Origin of the sequence: Trichococcus sp., assembly GCF_049684335.1 — a bacterium.
Lineage (GTDB): Bacteria > Bacillota > Bacilli > Lactobacillales > Aerococcaceae > Trichococcus.
Map to the genome: position 1 here is coordinate 36,337 of NZ_JBAVFV010000030.1, position 16,526 is coordinate 52,862.

Consider the following 16,526-nt stretch of genomic DNA (forward strand, 5'->3'; position numbering starts at 1 on the left):
TTGAAGGTCAAAATAGTTTGATGTTCAAACCTTTCGACTTTCAAACTATATAAAATTTTATACAACCTGTCAAGCATTTCGATAATAATTTTCTCTTATATCTTCCGGTATAACAAGATTCATTGATTCCTTACTACTTTAAAACGGTTACGGTAAACTGCAGTATAAATAGCCCGCTTGGTACGACCTGCTACGACAAAAAGAAGCGACAACGAGCGCCGCTTCTTTTGCATATATGTATTAATCAACTTTAACAAACTCTTCAATGTCTTTGAAATTCACAATCGTTTTATCTTCACAGATATCCTTCATCGTGCCCGAGGATAAATCCCAATAGATTTCAACGACGGCGCTATTTGTCAATAATTTTCGGATTACCCCTACCATTTCCTGCTTGCGGAATGTAAATTTTATTTCATCACCGATTTCAGGACGTATAGATTCCTTGATGGCATCAACGACCTCCAAAGCCTGCTCATACGACACGCCAAGCAAATTCGCAATACGTGAATTGCTCGTACCTTTACGTAATTCGGTCTCAATCATGGTTTTCGTTTCGTTAGTAATATTTCGTACCATTTCCATTATCGCCTCACTTTTAAGAACCAGGAACTGCAACAGACTTACAAGTAGTAGTATACCACACTTTTCATAATTTAGCCTAAATTTCCACTTATTGCCTTTAACATCGACATATAACTTTCAAATTATTGATTTGGGTCCGCAATTTCATTTCAAAAATGTATTAATTATCTGCTTGCTATGAGGTATAATGGGGATGTGAAGAGTTTAACATTCTGTTTAGGAGGGATTTATGATGTTGAATGACCTTATTACGATACTGAAATATGAATACACAGTTCATCCAGGTGAATATTTCAATGTGGATACCTACTGGGTGAAGAGCATGTCTGAAGTGAAGACTGTCATCATTGACCAAGACCATGTATTCACGAAAATGGTCAGTTTCTACCCGAAAAATTTTGTCATTTATTTGGAGCAGTTCCCAGATCAAAGCATCTACCGTACAAATTTCCCATTGAAGAAAATCGACAACAGCGACTCGCATGAAGTTGTTTTCGATGAAACTGCAAAAAACGTTTTTGAATACCTGGATTGATTTCTCGAAACCTGGAATCATTCCCAGAGAAAAAGCCCGCTGCAAGGAATAGATCCTTGCGGCGGGCTTTATTTTTGTTTGATACGTCTCAAGAGAGATTCGAACTCCCGACCGTTCGCTTAGAAGGCGAATGCTCTATCCTGCTGAGCTATTGAGACAAAGTTGATATTCGGCAAACCAAGTTTGAATCTATTTCAAACCGGTGTCACAAGAAATGATTATACAGCAAACCATTTAAATTGTCACTATGATTTTGATTTTTTACCAAAAAATATTTCACACTCGCAATAAACGGATAATTGCGCTGCGGTTTCTATCTGCCGACCAGTCCATAAGGCTGTCATGAGAAAAAAAACGTCGCATCCGCTTCTTCACGGATGCAACCGATTCTCTGTTATGGACTTATGATCCTGAAAACAGATATGACGTCTCAAGAGAGATTCGAACTCCCGACCGTTCGCTTAGAAGGCGAATGCTCTATCCGGCTGAGCTATTGAGACAAAATTTTGAGCCGTCTGAATGACTCACAACATTTAATAGTATAGGCGGAAATCAGCTTAAAGTCAACACTTTTTCTCAGTAAGGTTTTGAGGTATTACATGATTGGTAGTTCTTTATTCCCAAAAGTGTGATTTCTGGGCTGAATGTGCGTGCTGTTCAGCCCGGAATCACAAATTATTCTGCGAAAAACGTATCCTTCACTGCTGCCGTGACTGCCAATTTAACATGTTCATAGGTCAGGCCGCCTTGCACGTAAAGCAAATAAGGTGGTCTGATTGGACCATCTGCCGTCAATTCCAAGCTTGCGCCCTGAATGAAGGTTCCGGCAGCCATGATGACATCATCCTCGTAACCAGGCATATAGGCCGGAATCGGTTTGACTGCTGCGTTCACGGGGGAATATTTCTGTATCGTTTGAGCAAAGGCGATCATAGCTTCCTTGCTCGGCAGTGCGACCATTTGAATCAAATCAGTGCGCGGGCTGTCCCATGCAGGGGTGGAAGATACGCCGCATTCTTCCAAGAGTCCAGCAGTATAGACAGCACCCTTCACCGCTTCACCGACAACATGGGGCGCCAAAAACAAACCTTGATACATTTCCAGAAGGCTGTACAAGGAAGCACCGGCTTCACGTCCGATCCCCGGAGTTGTCAGACGGTAGGCGCACCGTTCAATCAGGTCTTCACGGCCGGCGAGGTACCCGCCCATTTTTACGATGCCGCCACCCGGGTTTTTGATGAGAGAGCCGGCAATCAAATCGGCTCCAACTTCGATTGGCTCTAGCGTTTCGACAAATTCCCCATAGCAATTGTCGACAAAAAAGACGGCTTCTGGCCCCACATGCGGTCGGATTGCCGCAATCATCTCTTTTATCTCATTTATCGTAAAGGAGGGTCTGGCGGCATAGCCGCGGGAGCGTTGAATCGCAATCATTTTTGTTTTGGGACTGACTTTCTCAAGAACCGTCGGAATATCGACTTTGCCGTCTGCACGCAGATCGATATGCTGATAAGCGATATTATACTCCTTTAAAGAACCGATTCCGTTCCCGGTCAGACCGACAATATCCAGAAGGGTATCGTATGGCGTTCCGGTCACATACATCAATTCATCCCCGGGCCGCAACACTCCGAAGAGCGCAGTCGAGATCGCATGTGTTCCGGAAATGATTTGCGGTCTGACCAAAGCAGCTTCAGCCTGAAAAACCTCCGCATAGACTTTTTCCAGCGTATCGCGGCCATCATCGTCATAGCCATAGCCTGTGCTCGGGTTAAAGTGGTAATCGCTGACGCGGTGCTTTCGGAAGGCTTCCAACACTTTGCCTTGATTAAATAAAGCCTTTTCCTGTATCCCTTTAAAAACGGGCTGGATTTTGTTGTCAACTTTTTCGACTAACCCGGCCAGCCTTGCTTCTTTATTCGTCACTTGCATCCGTTGCTTTGTCCCCTAACCATTTTGAATTGCTTTTAGCGTACCCTCTTAAGCGGTATGCGTTTGTTTCTTCTATATATTCGATGGATTCCACAAAGGTCTCTTGCTGCATTTTATTCATCGTGCGGGCTTCAGGACCGCTTGCATCAAGGTCTTTTGTATACGGAACCAACATTTTTGCGATTTCATCCCAGATGAAGTCCTTCAATCGGTTGATGTCATCATCATCAAGTGCTGAAATAACGATATTCGGAAAGAGGCGCGGCTGGAAATCCGGACCGGCAAGATCGCGTTTGTTGTAGATCGTTAACATCGGTGTCTTATCCATATCCAAATCCTTCAATAGATCCAATACGGTTTTTTCATGTTCATCTATGAAGGAGGTCGAAGAATCGACCACGTGCAAAAATACATCCATATTGCGGCTCTCTTCCAATGTTGAATGGAAAGCATGGATCAACTGTGTCGGAAGATCCTGGATGAAGCCTACGGTATCGGTTATCGTAGCCTGGAATTGATTCGGCAACGTCAGCTTTCTTGTCAACGGATCCAGAGTTGCGAACAACTTATCCTCCTCCAGAGTTGCTGCGTCGGTCAAACGATTGATGACAGTCGATTTCCCTGCATTCGTGTAACCAATTAAGCCGATCTGGAACACTTCGCTGGCATGGCGTTTTTCTCTTGCTCTTTGGCGGTGCAACTCTGTTTCTTCCAAGGTCTTCTTGATTTCCTGCATCTGGCTGTGGATGTGTCTGCGGTCGGTCTCGAGTTTTGTCTCACCTGGTCCTCTTGTTCCGATTCCCCCGCCCAGACGGGATAAATTGACGCCTTGGCCCATCAAACGCGGCAACAGATAACTCAACTGCGCTAAGGCTACCTGAAGTTTCCCTTCTTTACTGCGGGCGCGCATCGCAAAGATGTCCAATATCAGTTGAACGCGATCGATGACTTTACAATCGACACTCTCTTGGATGTTGCGTACGTGTTTTGAAGAGAGTTCTTGCTGGAAAATGACGGTATCCGCCTCCAGCTCTGCACACAAATTCACTAGCTCTTCGACTTTGCCTTTTCCGATGACCGTCCGGGAATCTTTGCGGTCCCTCTTTTGGGTCAATACGCCGACAACTTCCCCTAACGCGGTTTCGGTCAATTCCGCCAGTTCTCTCAGTTGATATTCAAAGGCTTCATCTGTTTGAGTCGTCTGCACGTTAACCAGAATAACTTTTTCTTTCTTATTTTCCATAAAATTTCCAACTTTCTTTTTTCGTTCTTTTCAAAGCTTAGGCTAAGAACGACTCGACTGAATCTTCGATTTTTTTCATCTCTTGATTGTTCTGAACTAGATCAAACCAATGGATGCCGCTCATTCTGTTCCGGAACCAAGTCAACTGCCTTTTGGCATAGCGCCTTGAATTTTGTTTCAGCAGTTCTGTGGCTTCTTCGAATGTGACATCACCATTGAAATAAGCGAACCATTCTTTGTATCCGATGCCTCTTGTCGCTTGCGTCTTGGCCGGCAGCCGTTTGTCAAAAAGAGCTTTTGCTTCTTCGACCAGTCCACCTGCCACCATCAGATCAACACGCTGGTTGATGCGCTCGTAAAGAACGCTTCGCTCAGTGTCAAGACCGATCAGCAGCGCATCATAATGAGGAGCTGCTTCCCGATCGGTCTGATCCGAGAAGCGTTTCCCGCTGAAGTGGATCACTTCCAAAGCCCGGATCACCCTTCGGCTGTTGTTCGGGTGAATCTGTTCGGCAGCTTTGGGGTCCTTATCCTGCAATTGGTTCCATATGTGCATGGCATCAGTCCGTTCCAGCTCAGCTTCCAGTTGTTTCCGGTAGTGAGGATCTTCGGCAGCCACCCCGCCGAACTGCATATCGAACAAAAGTCCTTCTATATAAAGTCCCGATCCTCCGACCACAATCGGAAGCTTGCCTCTTGCCAGGATCGCCTCGATGGCTTGTCCCGCGTCCCGTTTAAAGTCAGATGCAGTGTAATCCTGCTCTACAGGAACGATATCCAACAGATGATGCGGGATGCCCTCCGCTTCTTCCTCGGTCACTTTAGCGGTCCCAATGTCCAAGCCTGTGTACACCTGCATGGAGTCCCCATTGATGATTTCACCGTTGTATTTTTTTGCCAACCGGATACTCAGCGCGGTTTTCCCGACTGCTGTCGGACCGACAATGACCATGATTTTAGCTAACATTTCTTTTGTTTTTTCAGACACCTTGAATCACCTTTCTCATTTGCAGTGCGCGTTCCGGATAATCGGTGATGATCGAATCGATATTTTTGCGCAGACAGACCTGCATTTCGACTTTCCGGTTCACCGTCCAAACCCGAAGCGGGATTTTGGATTGTTCGAAAGGCGGAAGACTGCGCAGAATCGAGAATTTCGGATGCCAACCCTCTACAGGGATGCCTTCGCCCAGGTCCATTTGTTGCTTCCCTTTTTTGCTGAAAAGCAGAGCAATTTTCGAGTCCTCGCGCAACGCCTTGATTTTTTTCAAGGTCTCATAGTGGAAACTGGAGTAGATGACCGAAAAATGGGCAAGATAAGGCTCTGCCAGAGCAAGCACCTTTTCTTCGATTGAGGGATATTGGAACACATCCGTCTTCAATTCAACATTAAGGACCCCTGTAAAACGATTCTCCTCCAAAAGGATCAACACCTCTTGGAGTGTCGGGATGCGAGCATTGCTGTATTGCGGATCGAACCAGCTGCCGGAATCCAATTTTTTCAATTGTTCCAAAGTCATCTCTTTGACATAGCCTTTTCCGGATGTCGTGCGGTCCACGGTCTCGTCATGGATTACCACGACCTCACCATCTTTAGTCAGATGGACGTCCAATTCTATGCCGTCGCATGCAACTTTTAGCGCTTCCTGAAAAGCCTCCAGCGTATTTTCTGGTCGGGTCCCGCGACTGCCCCTGTGCGCGATGATTTTAGTGTATGCCAATCTCCCCAGTCCTTCCGGTCTGCTCTTCTTCTCTTCAGCGCAGTTCTTCATTCAAGCTTTCAAGCTTTATTTTTTTCGGTATCGGCCAACTCCAGCAATTCTTTTGCGTGGGCCAGTGAGAGTTCCGTGATATCGGTACCCGCCAACATGCGTGCGACTTCGTTGATGCGTTCAGGCCCGAACAGCGATTTGACATGTGTCTTTGTCCGTTCGGCGATGATCTCTTTTTCGATATAGAGATGCTGATCCGCCATCGCTGCCACTTGCGGAAGATGCGTGATGCAGAGCACTTGTGAATAACTGGCCACCAAGTGGATCTTATTGGCGATTGCTTGCGCTACCCTGCCCGAAACGCCTGTATCCACTTCATCAAAGATGATGCTGGTGATGCCCTGCGTTTTGGTGAAAATGGCTTTCATCGCCAACATCATCCGCGAAAGTTCGCCGCCGCTGGCAACCTTGGCCAACGCTTTCAGTGGTTCGCCGACGTTCGTCGCGATATAGAATTCCACGTGGTCCAGCCCGTTATCGGTAATCGCAATCTTCCCTGGCTGTGCATGGAAAACTGTCTTGAAAAGGACCTTTTCCATGTACAGTTCCTTTAACTGCAGTTGGATCTGTTCTTCCAGAATGACTGCAGCTTTTTCGCGGAGGACTGTCAGTTGTTTACCGATGGCCAGAATCTCTTCTTTTGCCTTGTTATAGTCCCCGTTGAGTTTCTCTAGGTAGGTTTCCCGGTTTTCGATCAGATCGAGTTCTTGGGAAATTTTTTCGTAATGCCCCAGAACTTCGCTGATTGTGTTTCCGTATTTCCGCTTCAACTGGCGGATCAATTCCAATCGGTTCTCGATCTCGTTCAAGCGTCCTTCATCATAGGATAATTGTTCGATCTCCGACAAGATGTCACCGGCGCATTCCTGCAGCTGGTAATACGCTGCCGAGACGGAGGATGCGATTGTCTGGTAGGCCGGATTGATGTCCTGCACTTTTTCCAACGCCGCCATGCCGAGACCGATTTTGTCGATGCCGTTTTCTTCGCTGTTCTGCATTGAATCGTACGCACTCGTCAAAGCTTGCATGACTTTTTGATAATTGACAAGCAGGTTCCGTTCTTCTTCCAGCTTTTCATCCTCTGCAGGGTCTTTCAACTGCGCTTGCTCGATTTCCTGGATTTGGAAAGTCAACAAGTCGATTCTTTGGACTGTTTCTTTCTCGTCTGTCTTCAATTTGATCAATTGCTTGCGTGTATCCATATATGTGGCATAAGTATCGAGATATGTCATTTTGACTTCTCTCAGTTCATTCCCGGCGAACTGATCCAGCAGGTCGATATGTTTTTGCGGATCCATCAATTCTTGGTGCTCGTTCTGCCCGTGGATATCGATCAGCGTTTCGCCGACTTCGCGCAGAGTCGCAACCGTTACGATTGTGCCGTTGACGCGGGAAATGTTTTTGCCGTTCCGGGAAAGTTCTCGCTGCAGCAGAACTTGGTTCCCGTCCGCTTCGATTCCATACGATTCCAGCACAGCCACTGTCTTGGCGTTTTCGGGAATACTGAAAAGCCCTTGGATGACCGTTTTGTTTTCGCCGTATCGAATCAAATCGTTGGATCCTCTTCCGCCAGCCAACAGACCGACGGCATCAATGATGATGGATTTCCCGGCTCCAGTTTCCCCCGTCAGCACCGTCATCCCCTCATCAAAACTCACTTGAAGATTTTCAATTATCGCAAAATTTTTAATGGACAACTCTTGTAACATTCCGCATTCCCCTTCGCAACAGTTCCTTGATACACCTATTTATCGGAAATTGAGATCGATTTGCTTTTCAGTTGCAGATAAGCCTCTTTAACCACTTGTGGGCTGTCGATTTCTGGAGAGACGATACCCGGCGCATGATCATTGGCCTGTAAATGGACCAAAAATTCGATGTTTCCTGTTCCTCCAGTGATAGGAGAAAAGCTCAGATTTTTCACATCGAATCCGGTCAGGGAAGCAAACTCCAAGATATCCCTTAACACTTCATTATGAACTGCAGGGTCACTAACGATGCCTTTTTTGCCGATTTTCCCTCTTCCAGCTTCGAACTGCGGTTTGATCAGTGCAACGACGTCTCCGCCGACTACGATGATTTGCTTCAGAACCGGCAAAATCAGTTTCAGTGAAATGAAAGATACATCAATGGAAGCCATCTCCGGCTGTCCTTTTTCAAAATCCTGCAATTTGCTATAACGGAAATTCACCCGCTCCATAACCTCAACCCGTTCATCCTGACGTAATTTCCAATCTAATTGATTGTAGCCGACATCCAACGCATAACAAAGCTTCGCCCCATTCTGCAGCGCGACATCTGTAAAACCCCCTGTTGAACTGCCGATATCCAAAAAGATTTTGTCCTTGGGATCCACTTGGAATAAAGCGATGGCTTTTTCAAGTTTCAAACCGCCACGGCTCACGTATTTCAATGTTTCTCCCTTTATGTGGAGGGTTTTCTCGACGGAAATCTTTTCGCCTGGTTTATCGTAACGCTGGTTGTTTTCGTCATAGATTTGCCCGGCCATGATCAATCTTTTGGCTTTTTCACGGGAATCTGTCAAGCCTTGTTGTACAACAAGTAAATCCAATCTTTCTTTTTCCATGGTAATCTCCCGTTATATTCTGACGTAATCCAATAATTGTCGGAATACATCTATTTTATCCTCCGCATCGCCATTGGACAGTGCCACTCGGTCCAGACAGTCTTCCGCTTGGCGGATGACGCCGGTCAGTTCCCGGATGGCTCCGGTGACTCCCAATAAGGATGGGTATGTATTTTTGTTCAATGCTGCATCGTGATGGATGGTTTTGCCTGTCTCGGCTTCATCCAAAACGACATCCTTCAGATCATTGTGGATCTGGTAAGCCAAACCCAAATGACGGGAGAAATCTTCCATTTCGGTTGAGAATGGTTCATCCGCCTCCGCAATGAGGCATCCTGCTGTAACAGCGTACCTTATCAATGCGCCTGTCTTTTTATCGTGCACTTGTTTCAATTCTTCTATTGTGAGTGCCTTCGTTTCGCCCTCAACATCATCCATCTGCCCGGCAATCATTCCGTTCGGCCCAGCGGCTTTCGCCAGTAAGCCGATCAGTCTGACTTTTTTGTCTGCCGAAATAGTGGCAGATTCAGCAAGGATCTCGAAGGAAGCCGTCAACAACGCGTCACCCGCAAGGATTGCGGTGGATTCTCCGAAAACTTTATGGGAAGTCAAGCGTCCCCGTCTGTAATCATCATCATCCATAGCCGGCAAATCATCATGGATCAAGGAATAAGTATGGACATATTCCAAAGCGGCTGCGGCTGCGAAGCCATCCGAAATTTCACTGTTTGCCAACGAAAGGGTCGCCAACACTAAAAGAGGGCGAATTCTTTTTCCGCCCCCCATTAAAGAATACGCCATCGCTTTGTGCAGATTTTTTTGCGAAGGCACACGTGCATCCAATTCCGAGTAGAGAAAAGCATCGAATCGAGGCATCCATTCCGATTGAAATTCGCTAAGATTCATGCTTGTCATTCTCCTTCGATTTGGATTGCCGGCTCTTCAAAATTCGCTTCCGAACCATCCGGATTGACGATTTTCGTCAACGTCTTTTCAGCATTGTTCAAAGTGTCTTGGCAATACTTGCTGAGATCCATCCCGACCTTGAATTGCTCCAATGCCTCTTCCAATGGGACATCCCCTGCTTCCAGTCTTGTTACAATAGCTTCTAATTGGTTCATCGCTTCTTCAAAACTTACTTTCTTTTCGGCCTTCATCATTTTTCCTCCACCACATGTTTTACTTCTGCTTCGACATAACCGTCCGAAAAATTCACCTTCAATTTATCGCCGCTGTGCAACTCTTTGACGGATGCGACTACGTTTCCGCCCCTTGTCGTGTAAGTGTACCCGCGCGACATGATCTTCAATGGACTCAACAAGTCCAACGACTGCATAGCCGATGTCATGCGCATCCCTTTCTGTAACAGGTAGCGATCCATGGCCCTTTTCAGTTCATCGGTGAGCTGTTGTCTGCGATTGCTTGCCAGCTGCACGTCCCTTGCAGGATTGCGGTTTTCAAGGCGCAATTGCAGCCGTTGCAGCTCATTGGAGCGCAAATGGATCTGCTGCTGCATCTGATTGGCCAGGCGTTGTTGCACCTGATCCGCTTTGATGGCATAACCTTCATACATCCGCTCCGGTTGTCTGAAGATATAGGATTGCATGGCGCGATTCAATCGCTGTTGTTGCATCGTGTGCAGATGCCGCATCTTTTGATAGAGCCTGTTGTCGATCTGATGGATATAACGGATGACATCGCTCAACACCGGCACAGACAACTCCGCCGCTGCTGTTGGAGTAGCGGCGCGGACATCCGCAACAAAGTCGGCTAATGTCGTATCCGTTTCATGCCCTACGGAAGAGATGACCGGGGCACTCATGGCCGCTATTTGACGGACGACTGTTTCCTCATTGAAGGACCAAAGATCCTCGATGGAGCCGCCACCCCTTGCGACGATGACCACATCAAAATCACCTTTTTGCTCAATTGCTTGAAGATTCTTTATGATGTTGGCAGCGGAATCCTTTCCTTGCACAATGGTCGGATAGAGCACAAGCTGGACGATCGGGTATCTTCTTTTCACAGTCGTCATGATGTCCCGGATGACCGCACCGCTTGGGCTAGTCACAATGGCGATGCGTTTCGGAAATAGTGGGAGCTTTTTCTTCGGCAGGGAAAACAACCCTTCACGCGCTAATTTCTCCTTCAGTTCCGAGAACGCTTGGTACAAAGCACCTACGCCATCGGGTTCCATATGCTCGACCATGATATTGTAGGTTCCGCCCGATTCGTAGACGTTCACCCGTCCGATGAGCATGACCTTCATCCCTTCCTTGGGCTTGAAGGCCAACTTGTCGAATCTTCCTTTGTACATCACTGCTGAGATGACGGCATGGTCATCCTTCAGGCTGAAGTATTGATGGCCCGGACGCGGACGATAATTGGATATTTCACCAGTAAGGTACACACGCTCGAGATAAGGATCGGCATCAAATTTTCTTTTGATGTATTTGGTTAAAGCGGTGACGCTGAGATAGACAGGTTCCAACTTTGTGCCTCCTTGATTATTTTGCTTTATCGATTGTTTGTTGCAACAGCATCGTGATGGTCATCGGACCGACACCGCCAGGAACTGGTGTGATATGGCTTGCGATGCCCATTGCACCAGCCGTGTCCACGTCGCCGATCAATTTGCCTTCTGCACTGCGGTTCATCCCTACATCGATGACGACTGCGCCCTCTTTGATGAAATCAGCAGTGACGAAATGGCCTCTGCCGATCGCCGCAACCAGGATATCGGCTTCTTTAGCCAATTCTTTCAGGTTTTTAGTGCGGGAATGAGCGATCGTGACTGTCGCGTTTTTGTTCATAAGCATGATGGACATCGGTTTGCCGACGATATTGCTTCGGCCGATCACTAATGCTTTTTTACCTTCAAGTTCGATGTTGTATTCTTCCAAAATCTTCATGATGCCGTACGGTGTGCAAGGCAAAGCTGATTCATTGCCCAGGAAGAAGTTGCCGACATTCATCGGATGGAAACCATCCACATCCTTCTCATAACGGATGGCGCGCAAAACTTTTTGTTCATCTATGTGTTTCGGCAAAGGCAACTGTACCAGAATGCCGTGCATGCTTTCATCTTGGTTCTGCTTTTCAACTTCTGCCAGAAGATCTGCTTCAGAAATATCTGCCGCAAGACGAACGACACGCGAATTCATACCCATTGCTGCGGATTGCTTCTCTTTATTGCGGACATAGACTTGGCTCGCTTTATCCTCGCCGACCAAAATGACGCAAAGACCCGGGGTTTTCCCTTCTGCTGTCAATGCTGCTACCTGTTCTTTCATCTGATCCTGCATTTTTTTTGCTAAGCCTTTTCCATCCATGATAATCGTTTCCATTAATCAATCTCCTTTTCCTTGGTGTTACCGTCTATTTTAACATATTATCTTTGATTACGGTTAGAAAAGCGGGCTTGGTATGTCCGAATTCATCGACAAAAAAAGAAAAACCCTTATGCCTAAGCATTAAGGATTTTCCGTTTTAGGAATGAGGTTCGACAATACGCCATTGATGAATTTGCTCGATTGTTCATCGCAATAAAGCTTTGAAATTTCGATTGCTTCATTCAACGCTACCCTTTGAGGTACTTGTTCCGTATCTCCCAACAGCATCTCATAAGCAGCAATCTGCATGATCAAAGCGTCTGCTTTGGCCAATCTGCCCACAGTCCAGTTCTTCAGATACGGTTGGATTGCTTCATCGATCACCGCTTGATTGTCCAACACGCCACGCACTAATGTGACCAAATAAGGATAATCCTGAATTTCGACATCCTCTTCGCTGTTCCATTCCTCTGAATCGCTCAAAACCGCTTGTTTGATGGCTTCTTCAGGGGTCAATTCTTCATTCGTTTTCAATTGAAAAAGGGCTTGAAGCGCCTTTTCCCGGATTTCTCTTCTGGTTAAATGGGAAGCGCTCACGCATTCTCCCCCAATTCTGTATCCAAATCAAGATAGGCATTATCTTCGGATTTCGGTGCAACAAGGCCGACCACGTGGACGTTCACTTGCGACACTTCGAGATTGCTCATGTAAAGGACTTGTTCCTTTACTTTTTCTTGCATATCCAAAGCGACTTTCGGCACGGAAGTCCCGTATTTGATGTAACAGTACACATCAATCGCCAAACCATTTTCATCGACTGTCAAATGTACCCCTTTGTTATGGGCAGTGCGTCCCAATAATTCATTGACGCCGGTCTTGAAAGACCCTTGCATCGCATAAACACCTTCTACTTCATTCGCCGCAATACCCGCGATCACTTCAATCACTTCAGGAGCAATTTCAATCTCTCCCAGCGGAGCCGGACCGTTTGCTAAAGGAATGTTTGTTTCTTCCATCATCTGTCATTCTCCTTTCTTGGGAAACATTATGCGCGGGATACGTAAGAACCGTCCGTTGTGTTGACGATAAGCATATCATCCGCATTCACGAAGAATGGTACGTTGACCATCAATCCAGTCTCCATTTTAGCCGGTTTTGAACCGCCAGAAGCTGTATCGCCCTTGATACCTGGCTCAGTTTCTTCCACTCGCAGAATTACTGTATTCGGAAGATCGACACCGATTGTTTCTGTTTCGTACATCAGGATGTTGACTTCCATGTTTTCTTTCAGATAGTTCAATTCATATTCGATTTGGCTTGCATTCAATTCGATTTGTTCATAGTTTTCAGTATCCATGAAAACGTAAGCACCGGCACTCTCGTACAGAAATTGCATTTTGCGGTTCGCGATATGCGCTTTTCCGACTTTTTCACCCGCACGGAAAGTTTTTTCCTGTACAGCTCCTGTACGAAGATTTTTCAATTTTGAACGGACGAAAGCCGCACCTTTACCTGGCTTTACGTGTTGGAAATCGACAACTTTCCATAACCCTCCATCAATTTCGATCGTTAGGCCTGTCTTAAAATCATTTACTGAAATCATTAATAATTCCTCCTGTGGCAACTCATTTGAAATAAGTTTACCATTAATTTAGTTCGGATTCTATTTTTTTATAAAATAATCAATTCTTTTGGAGAATGTATCAAAATCTCGTTGCCGCCATCCTTGATAACAAGATCATCTTCAATCCGGACGCCGCCAAGACCGGCGAGATAAATGCCCGGTTCATTTGTGATGACATTTCCTGGTACAAGCACTTTTCCAGCTTTTTGCGATGTATTCGGTCCCTCGTGTACCTCCAAACCGATACCGTGCCCATTGGAGTGGCCGAAAGCTTCCCCGTAGCCTTGTTCCGAAATATAATCGCGTGCGATACTATCGACTTCGATGCCTGTCATGCCCGCTTTGGCCGTTGCATTCACGCGCAATTGAGCGGCTAGAACGATATCATAGATTTCCTTCAACTTTTCATGTGGTTGGCCCACTGAAATAGTGCGGGTCATATCCGAAACATAGCCATTGTAATAACAACCGAAATCCAGCGTCACGAAGTCGCCTTTTTCGATCAACTTGGGACTGGCAACACCATGCGGCATAGCGGAACGTATGCCACTGGCGACAATCGTTTCGAACGAAACGCCACTCGCGCCCAATTCGCGCATGTGGAAATCCAAACGGTTAGCGATCTCTATTTCCGAAACTCCCGGACGGATGTGCTCAAGGATGAAAAGGAAACCGGCGTCCGCAATTTCACAAGCCCGTCTGATAGTCTGAATTTCTGCTTCGTCTTTGACTTCACGCAATTCTTCGATGATGCCTGAAGCAGAAAGTAGATCACACGTCAGCAGGTCCTCCAAATCCTCAACACTGCGGAAAGACAGGATGGCGTCTTCGAAACCTAGAGACGAAAGGCCCTTTTCCTCCACAATCTTCTTCACTTCATCAAATATCGGCCCTTTATTCTGAATAATCTGAAACCCCTGCGCCTGTGAAGCAGCTTGCTGGGTATAACGGAAGTCGGTCACAAAAAAAGCTTCCTCTTGAGTGATGACCGCCAAACCGGTCGTACCCGTAAAATTGGAAACATAACGTAAGTTATATTGACTTGTCACCAGCATTGCATCCATCTTTTTCGCTTTGATGGCAGCCTGCAATTTTGAGACTCTACTCATTTCACATACTTCCTTCCAAAAAAATATCCTGTTTGTTTACAAACATACCTATCCAGTATATCAAAAAAGAGCTCGCATAGATAGAGGAAATATCGACCTCGCGCATGACAGCGTAGATCCACAGCAATTCCCAAAACAGTTAGCACGCAAAAAACGCACAAACAAGCCGGCGGGTTATCGGCTTGTTTGTACATCTCGATATAATGCATGACTTCTCGTTCGCTGTAAAGCAGGACTATCCCTGCTTATCACTCCGGAGACAGGATTTCCAACACCAATGTCTCGCTGTAGGCATTTTGCAGTGTCACGGTCGCAGTGACTTTTCCCGTCGCATCCGCTACGCAGTGCACGATTCCTTCTTCGAAAGACAGGACGGCTGGTACGGTCGGATTTTCCGGAGTCGATGCTTCATTTCGATGCTTCAGCCAATAGTCGGTGTAGGACAACAAAGTTTGCGCTTTGTAGTGGTTTTCCGTCAATCTGTACAGATAGAGCTGATTCTCATATACCCGGATAATCCCGAAAAGCATCATTTGTGAAAGGAACAGGTAGAAAATGGTGATCGGCAAAATGGAGCCGTCTTTTCTCCGTGAACGATCACTCTTAAATGGGTACCTTCGGTAAGATGAGATGCGCGCTGCGCATCTGGTTGTCCGAAAGCGTAGCCTGGATAGAAATCCCTTCATTGGTCACCTCGTATTTCAGCGCTTTGACATGCAGCAACATCGGATGATAGCCTTCCCCATTTTTGTAACGGAGGACTTTATTGACCCGGAATTCATAGGTGTAGGTAGCCGGATCGGCCTGATTTTGTGATTTGGTGCGGATGGTCGTGCTGGTCTTTTGCACCAGCAACTCATCCTCCAACTCATGCTCGAGTTGAATCAGGAAAAGATGCCATTCCGCGTCCTGGGTCTTCTCCATCTGGATATCCGCAGTGCGGATCACCTCCATGCCTCCCATCAACAGCAGGAGCACCATCGTATTGACTGTCAGTGCTAATGCCGCTTCCAACAGAGTGAATCCGGCTTGCGATTGTTTATGGACTTTCCGCTTGGATTTCTTCGGCACGCACCGTCACCCTTTCTGCCCCATCATCTCCGCTTACTGTCAGCTGTGAGGTTTCCGGATTCCAAGTAGTGGTGAACAGAATCCCTCCAGAAGCCTGACTTCCGATTTGGCTGCCTCCCTCGGCGATGACCTGCATCTGGTCCTGCGCGACCCGCCAGTAGGCAACTTCAGCTCCCGCCGCTTTTAAAGTCGTAAAAAATTGAGCGGAATGTGGAAGCAACACATATAGCGAGATGCTGACCATAGCCAAGGCGATCAGACTTTCGAAAAGCATATAACCGCTGTTATCGTTTAGCTTTGTTGACTTCATAACGACCGCTCCCCAATTGGATTGTGATGGCATAACGATATCGGGCCGTTTCCATGATGATGGTGTTCGGCTGCAGATACCCGCTGCCCCCTTTGATGAATCCGGTGTAACCTTGGATCACCCTAGCCCCTTCAGGCAAAAGCAGCTTACGGTTGATGTAACGATCCGACCCGGCACCGTCTTTGAAAACAGCATAATGCGTTGCCCCAATCGGTCGCACGACATCCATATTGACGCCGTTCCCGGTGATGACCGCATAACTCTGAGCCGTGTGCAGTTCCGTCAGGAAATCGTCCAAAAACAGATTGAACGCGAATTCATCCGTTGCAGTTTCCAGTTGCGGGGTCAGCAGCAAAATCATGGATGCGATCATCAACACCAACAGGCTCTCCAATAATGTAAATCCGCTTTTATACATTATTCATG

At 46.6% G+C, this 16,526-nt stretch carries 20 protein-coding genes and 2 tRNA genes; 1 reads left to right on the forward strand and 21 read right to left on the reverse strand.

Going from position 1 to position 16,526, the window contains the following annotated elements:
* Nucleotides 1–240: 240 nt before the first annotated feature.
* Nucleotides 241–579, reverse strand: coding sequence for a DUF2187 domain-containing protein (locus WBM30_RS05625; RefSeq protein WP_424899806.1), 339 nt, complete (start codon nt 577–579; stop codon nt 241–243).
* 238 nt (nt 580–817) lie between these two features.
* On the opposite strand from WBM30_RS05625, the gene WBM30_RS05630 reads away from it, so the two are divergent.
* Entirely contained in the window at nt 818–1,120 is a 303-nt protein-coding gene (locus tag WBM30_RS05630; protein ID WP_424899773.1) for a hypothetical protein, read from the forward strand.
* A gap of 84 nt (nt 1,121–1,204) precedes the next feature.
* Here the strand turns inward: WBM30_RS05630 and WBM30_RS05635 are convergent.
* From WBM30_RS05635 to WBM30_RS05730, 20 genes are all read right to left on the reverse strand, one after another.
* A tRNA-Arg gene (locus WBM30_RS05635) sits at nt 1,205–1,278 on the reverse strand.
* A gap of 268 nt (nt 1,279–1,546) precedes the next feature.
* Nucleotides 1,547–1,620: transfer RNA gene (locus WBM30_RS05640), tRNA-Arg, on the reverse strand.
* A gap of 175 nt (nt 1,621–1,795) precedes the next feature.
* On the reverse strand, nt 1,796–3,052 hold the full coding sequence (locus WBM30_RS05645; protein WP_424899774.1) for an aminotransferase class I/II-fold pyridoxal phosphate-dependent enzyme: 1,257 nt from the start codon (nt 3,050–3,052) through the stop codon (nt 1,796–1,798).
* Complete coding sequence (hflX, locus tag WBM30_RS05650) at nt 3,036–4,295, reverse strand: GTPase HflX (protein ID WP_424899775.1); 1,260 nt, start codon at nt 4,293–4,295, stop codon at nt 3,036–3,038. The genes WBM30_RS05645 and hflX overlap by 17 nt, the downstream gene beginning before the upstream one ends.
* A 37-nt stretch (nt 4,296–4,332) precedes the next feature.
* Nucleotides 4,333–5,262 (reverse strand): tRNA (adenosine(37)-N6)-dimethylallyltransferase MiaA, encoded by a 930-nt coding sequence (miaA, locus tag WBM30_RS05655; protein ID WP_424899807.1) that lies wholly within the window; start codon nt 5,260–5,262, stop codon nt 4,333–4,335.
* A 13-nt stretch (nt 5,263–5,275) separates the two neighbouring features.
* Entirely contained in the window at nt 5,276–6,067 is a 792-nt protein-coding gene (locus tag WBM30_RS05660; protein WP_424899776.1) for a glycerophosphodiester phosphodiesterase, read from the reverse strand.
* A gap of 8 nt (nt 6,068–6,075) precedes the next feature.
* Nucleotides 6,076–7,776 carry a DNA repair protein RecN gene (recN, locus tag WBM30_RS05665; RefSeq protein WP_424899777.1) on the reverse strand — a complete coding sequence of 567 codons (1,701 nt, stop codon included), beginning with the start codon at nt 7,774–7,776 and terminating at the stop codon, nt 6,076–6,078.
* Between the two features lie 35 nt (nt 7,777–7,811).
* Nucleotides 7,812–8,654, reverse strand: coding sequence for a TlyA family RNA methyltransferase (locus WBM30_RS05670; RefSeq protein ID WP_424899778.1), 843 nt, complete (start codon nt 8,652–8,654; stop codon nt 7,812–7,814).
* Nucleotides 8,655–8,666: 12 nt separating this feature from the next.
* The gene (locus tag WBM30_RS05675; RefSeq protein ID WP_424899779.1) at nt 8,667–9,560 is read right to left on the reverse strand and encodes a polyprenyl synthetase family protein; all 894 of its coding nucleotides are present in this window, start codon (nt 9,558–9,560) and stop codon (nt 8,667–8,669) included.
* Between the two features lie 5 nt (nt 9,561–9,565).
* Nucleotides 9,566–9,811, reverse strand: coding sequence for an exodeoxyribonuclease VII small subunit (locus WBM30_RS05680; RefSeq protein ID WP_424899780.1), 246 nt, complete (start codon nt 9,809–9,811; stop codon nt 9,566–9,568).
* Complete coding sequence (gene xseA, locus WBM30_RS05685) at nt 9,811–11,145, reverse strand: exodeoxyribonuclease VII large subunit (protein WP_424899781.1); 1,335 nt, start codon at nt 11,143–11,145, stop codon at nt 9,811–9,813. The genes WBM30_RS05680 and xseA overlap by 1 nt, the downstream gene beginning before the upstream one ends.
* Nucleotides 11,146–11,161: 16 nt before the next feature.
* A complete protein-coding gene (folD, locus tag WBM30_RS05690) occupies nt 11,162–12,001 on the reverse strand; it encodes a bifunctional methylenetetrahydrofolate dehydrogenase/methenyltetrahydrofolate cyclohydrolase FolD (protein WP_424899782.1) in 840 nt (279 codons plus the stop codon).
* Between the two features lie 126 nt (nt 12,002–12,127).
* Nucleotides 12,128–12,583 (reverse strand): transcription antitermination factor NusB, encoded by a 456-nt coding sequence (gene nusB, locus WBM30_RS05695; RefSeq protein ID WP_424899783.1) that lies wholly within the window; start codon nt 12,581–12,583, stop codon nt 12,128–12,130.
* The gene (locus WBM30_RS05700) at nt 12,580–13,005 is read right to left on the reverse strand and encodes an Asp23/Gls24 family envelope stress response protein (protein ID WP_086984690.1); all 426 of its coding nucleotides are present in this window, start codon (nt 13,003–13,005) and stop codon (nt 12,580–12,582) included. Before WBM30_RS05700 ends, nusB begins: the two co-directional genes overlap by 4 nt.
* Nucleotides 13,006–13,031: 26 nt before the next feature.
* Nucleotides 13,032–13,589 (reverse strand): elongation factor P, encoded by a 558-nt coding sequence (gene efp / locus WBM30_RS05705; protein WP_086984689.1) that lies wholly within the window; start codon nt 13,587–13,589, stop codon nt 13,032–13,034.
* Nucleotides 13,590–13,657: 68 nt separating this feature from the next.
* Nucleotides 13,658–14,719: a M24 family metallopeptidase gene (locus WBM30_RS05710; RefSeq protein ID WP_424899784.1), complete on the reverse strand. Its 1,062-nt coding sequence runs from the start codon at nt 14,717–14,719 to the stop codon at nt 13,658–13,660.
* A gap of 248 nt (nt 14,720–14,967) precedes the next feature.
* Nucleotides 14,968–15,288, reverse strand: coding sequence for a hypothetical protein (locus tag WBM30_RS05715; protein WP_424899785.1), 321 nt, complete (start codon nt 15,286–15,288; stop codon nt 14,968–14,970).
* 34 nt (nt 15,289–15,322) lie between these two features.
* Nucleotides 15,323–15,790, reverse strand: coding sequence for a competence type IV pilus minor pilin ComGF (gene comGF / locus WBM30_RS05720; RefSeq protein WP_424899786.1), 468 nt, complete (start codon nt 15,788–15,790; stop codon nt 15,323–15,325).
* Nucleotides 15,759–16,100, reverse strand: coding sequence for a hypothetical protein (locus tag WBM30_RS05725; protein WP_424899787.1), 342 nt, complete (start codon nt 16,098–16,100; stop codon nt 15,759–15,761). The genes comGF and WBM30_RS05725 overlap by 32 nt, the downstream gene beginning before the upstream one ends.
* On the reverse strand, nt 16,075–16,518 hold the full coding sequence (locus tag WBM30_RS05730) for a prepilin-type N-terminal cleavage/methylation domain-containing protein (RefSeq protein ID WP_424899788.1): 444 nt from the start codon (nt 16,516–16,518) through the stop codon (nt 16,075–16,077). Before WBM30_RS05730 ends, WBM30_RS05725 begins: the two co-directional genes overlap by 26 nt.
* Between the last annotated feature and the right edge of the window lie 8 nt (nt 16,519–16,526).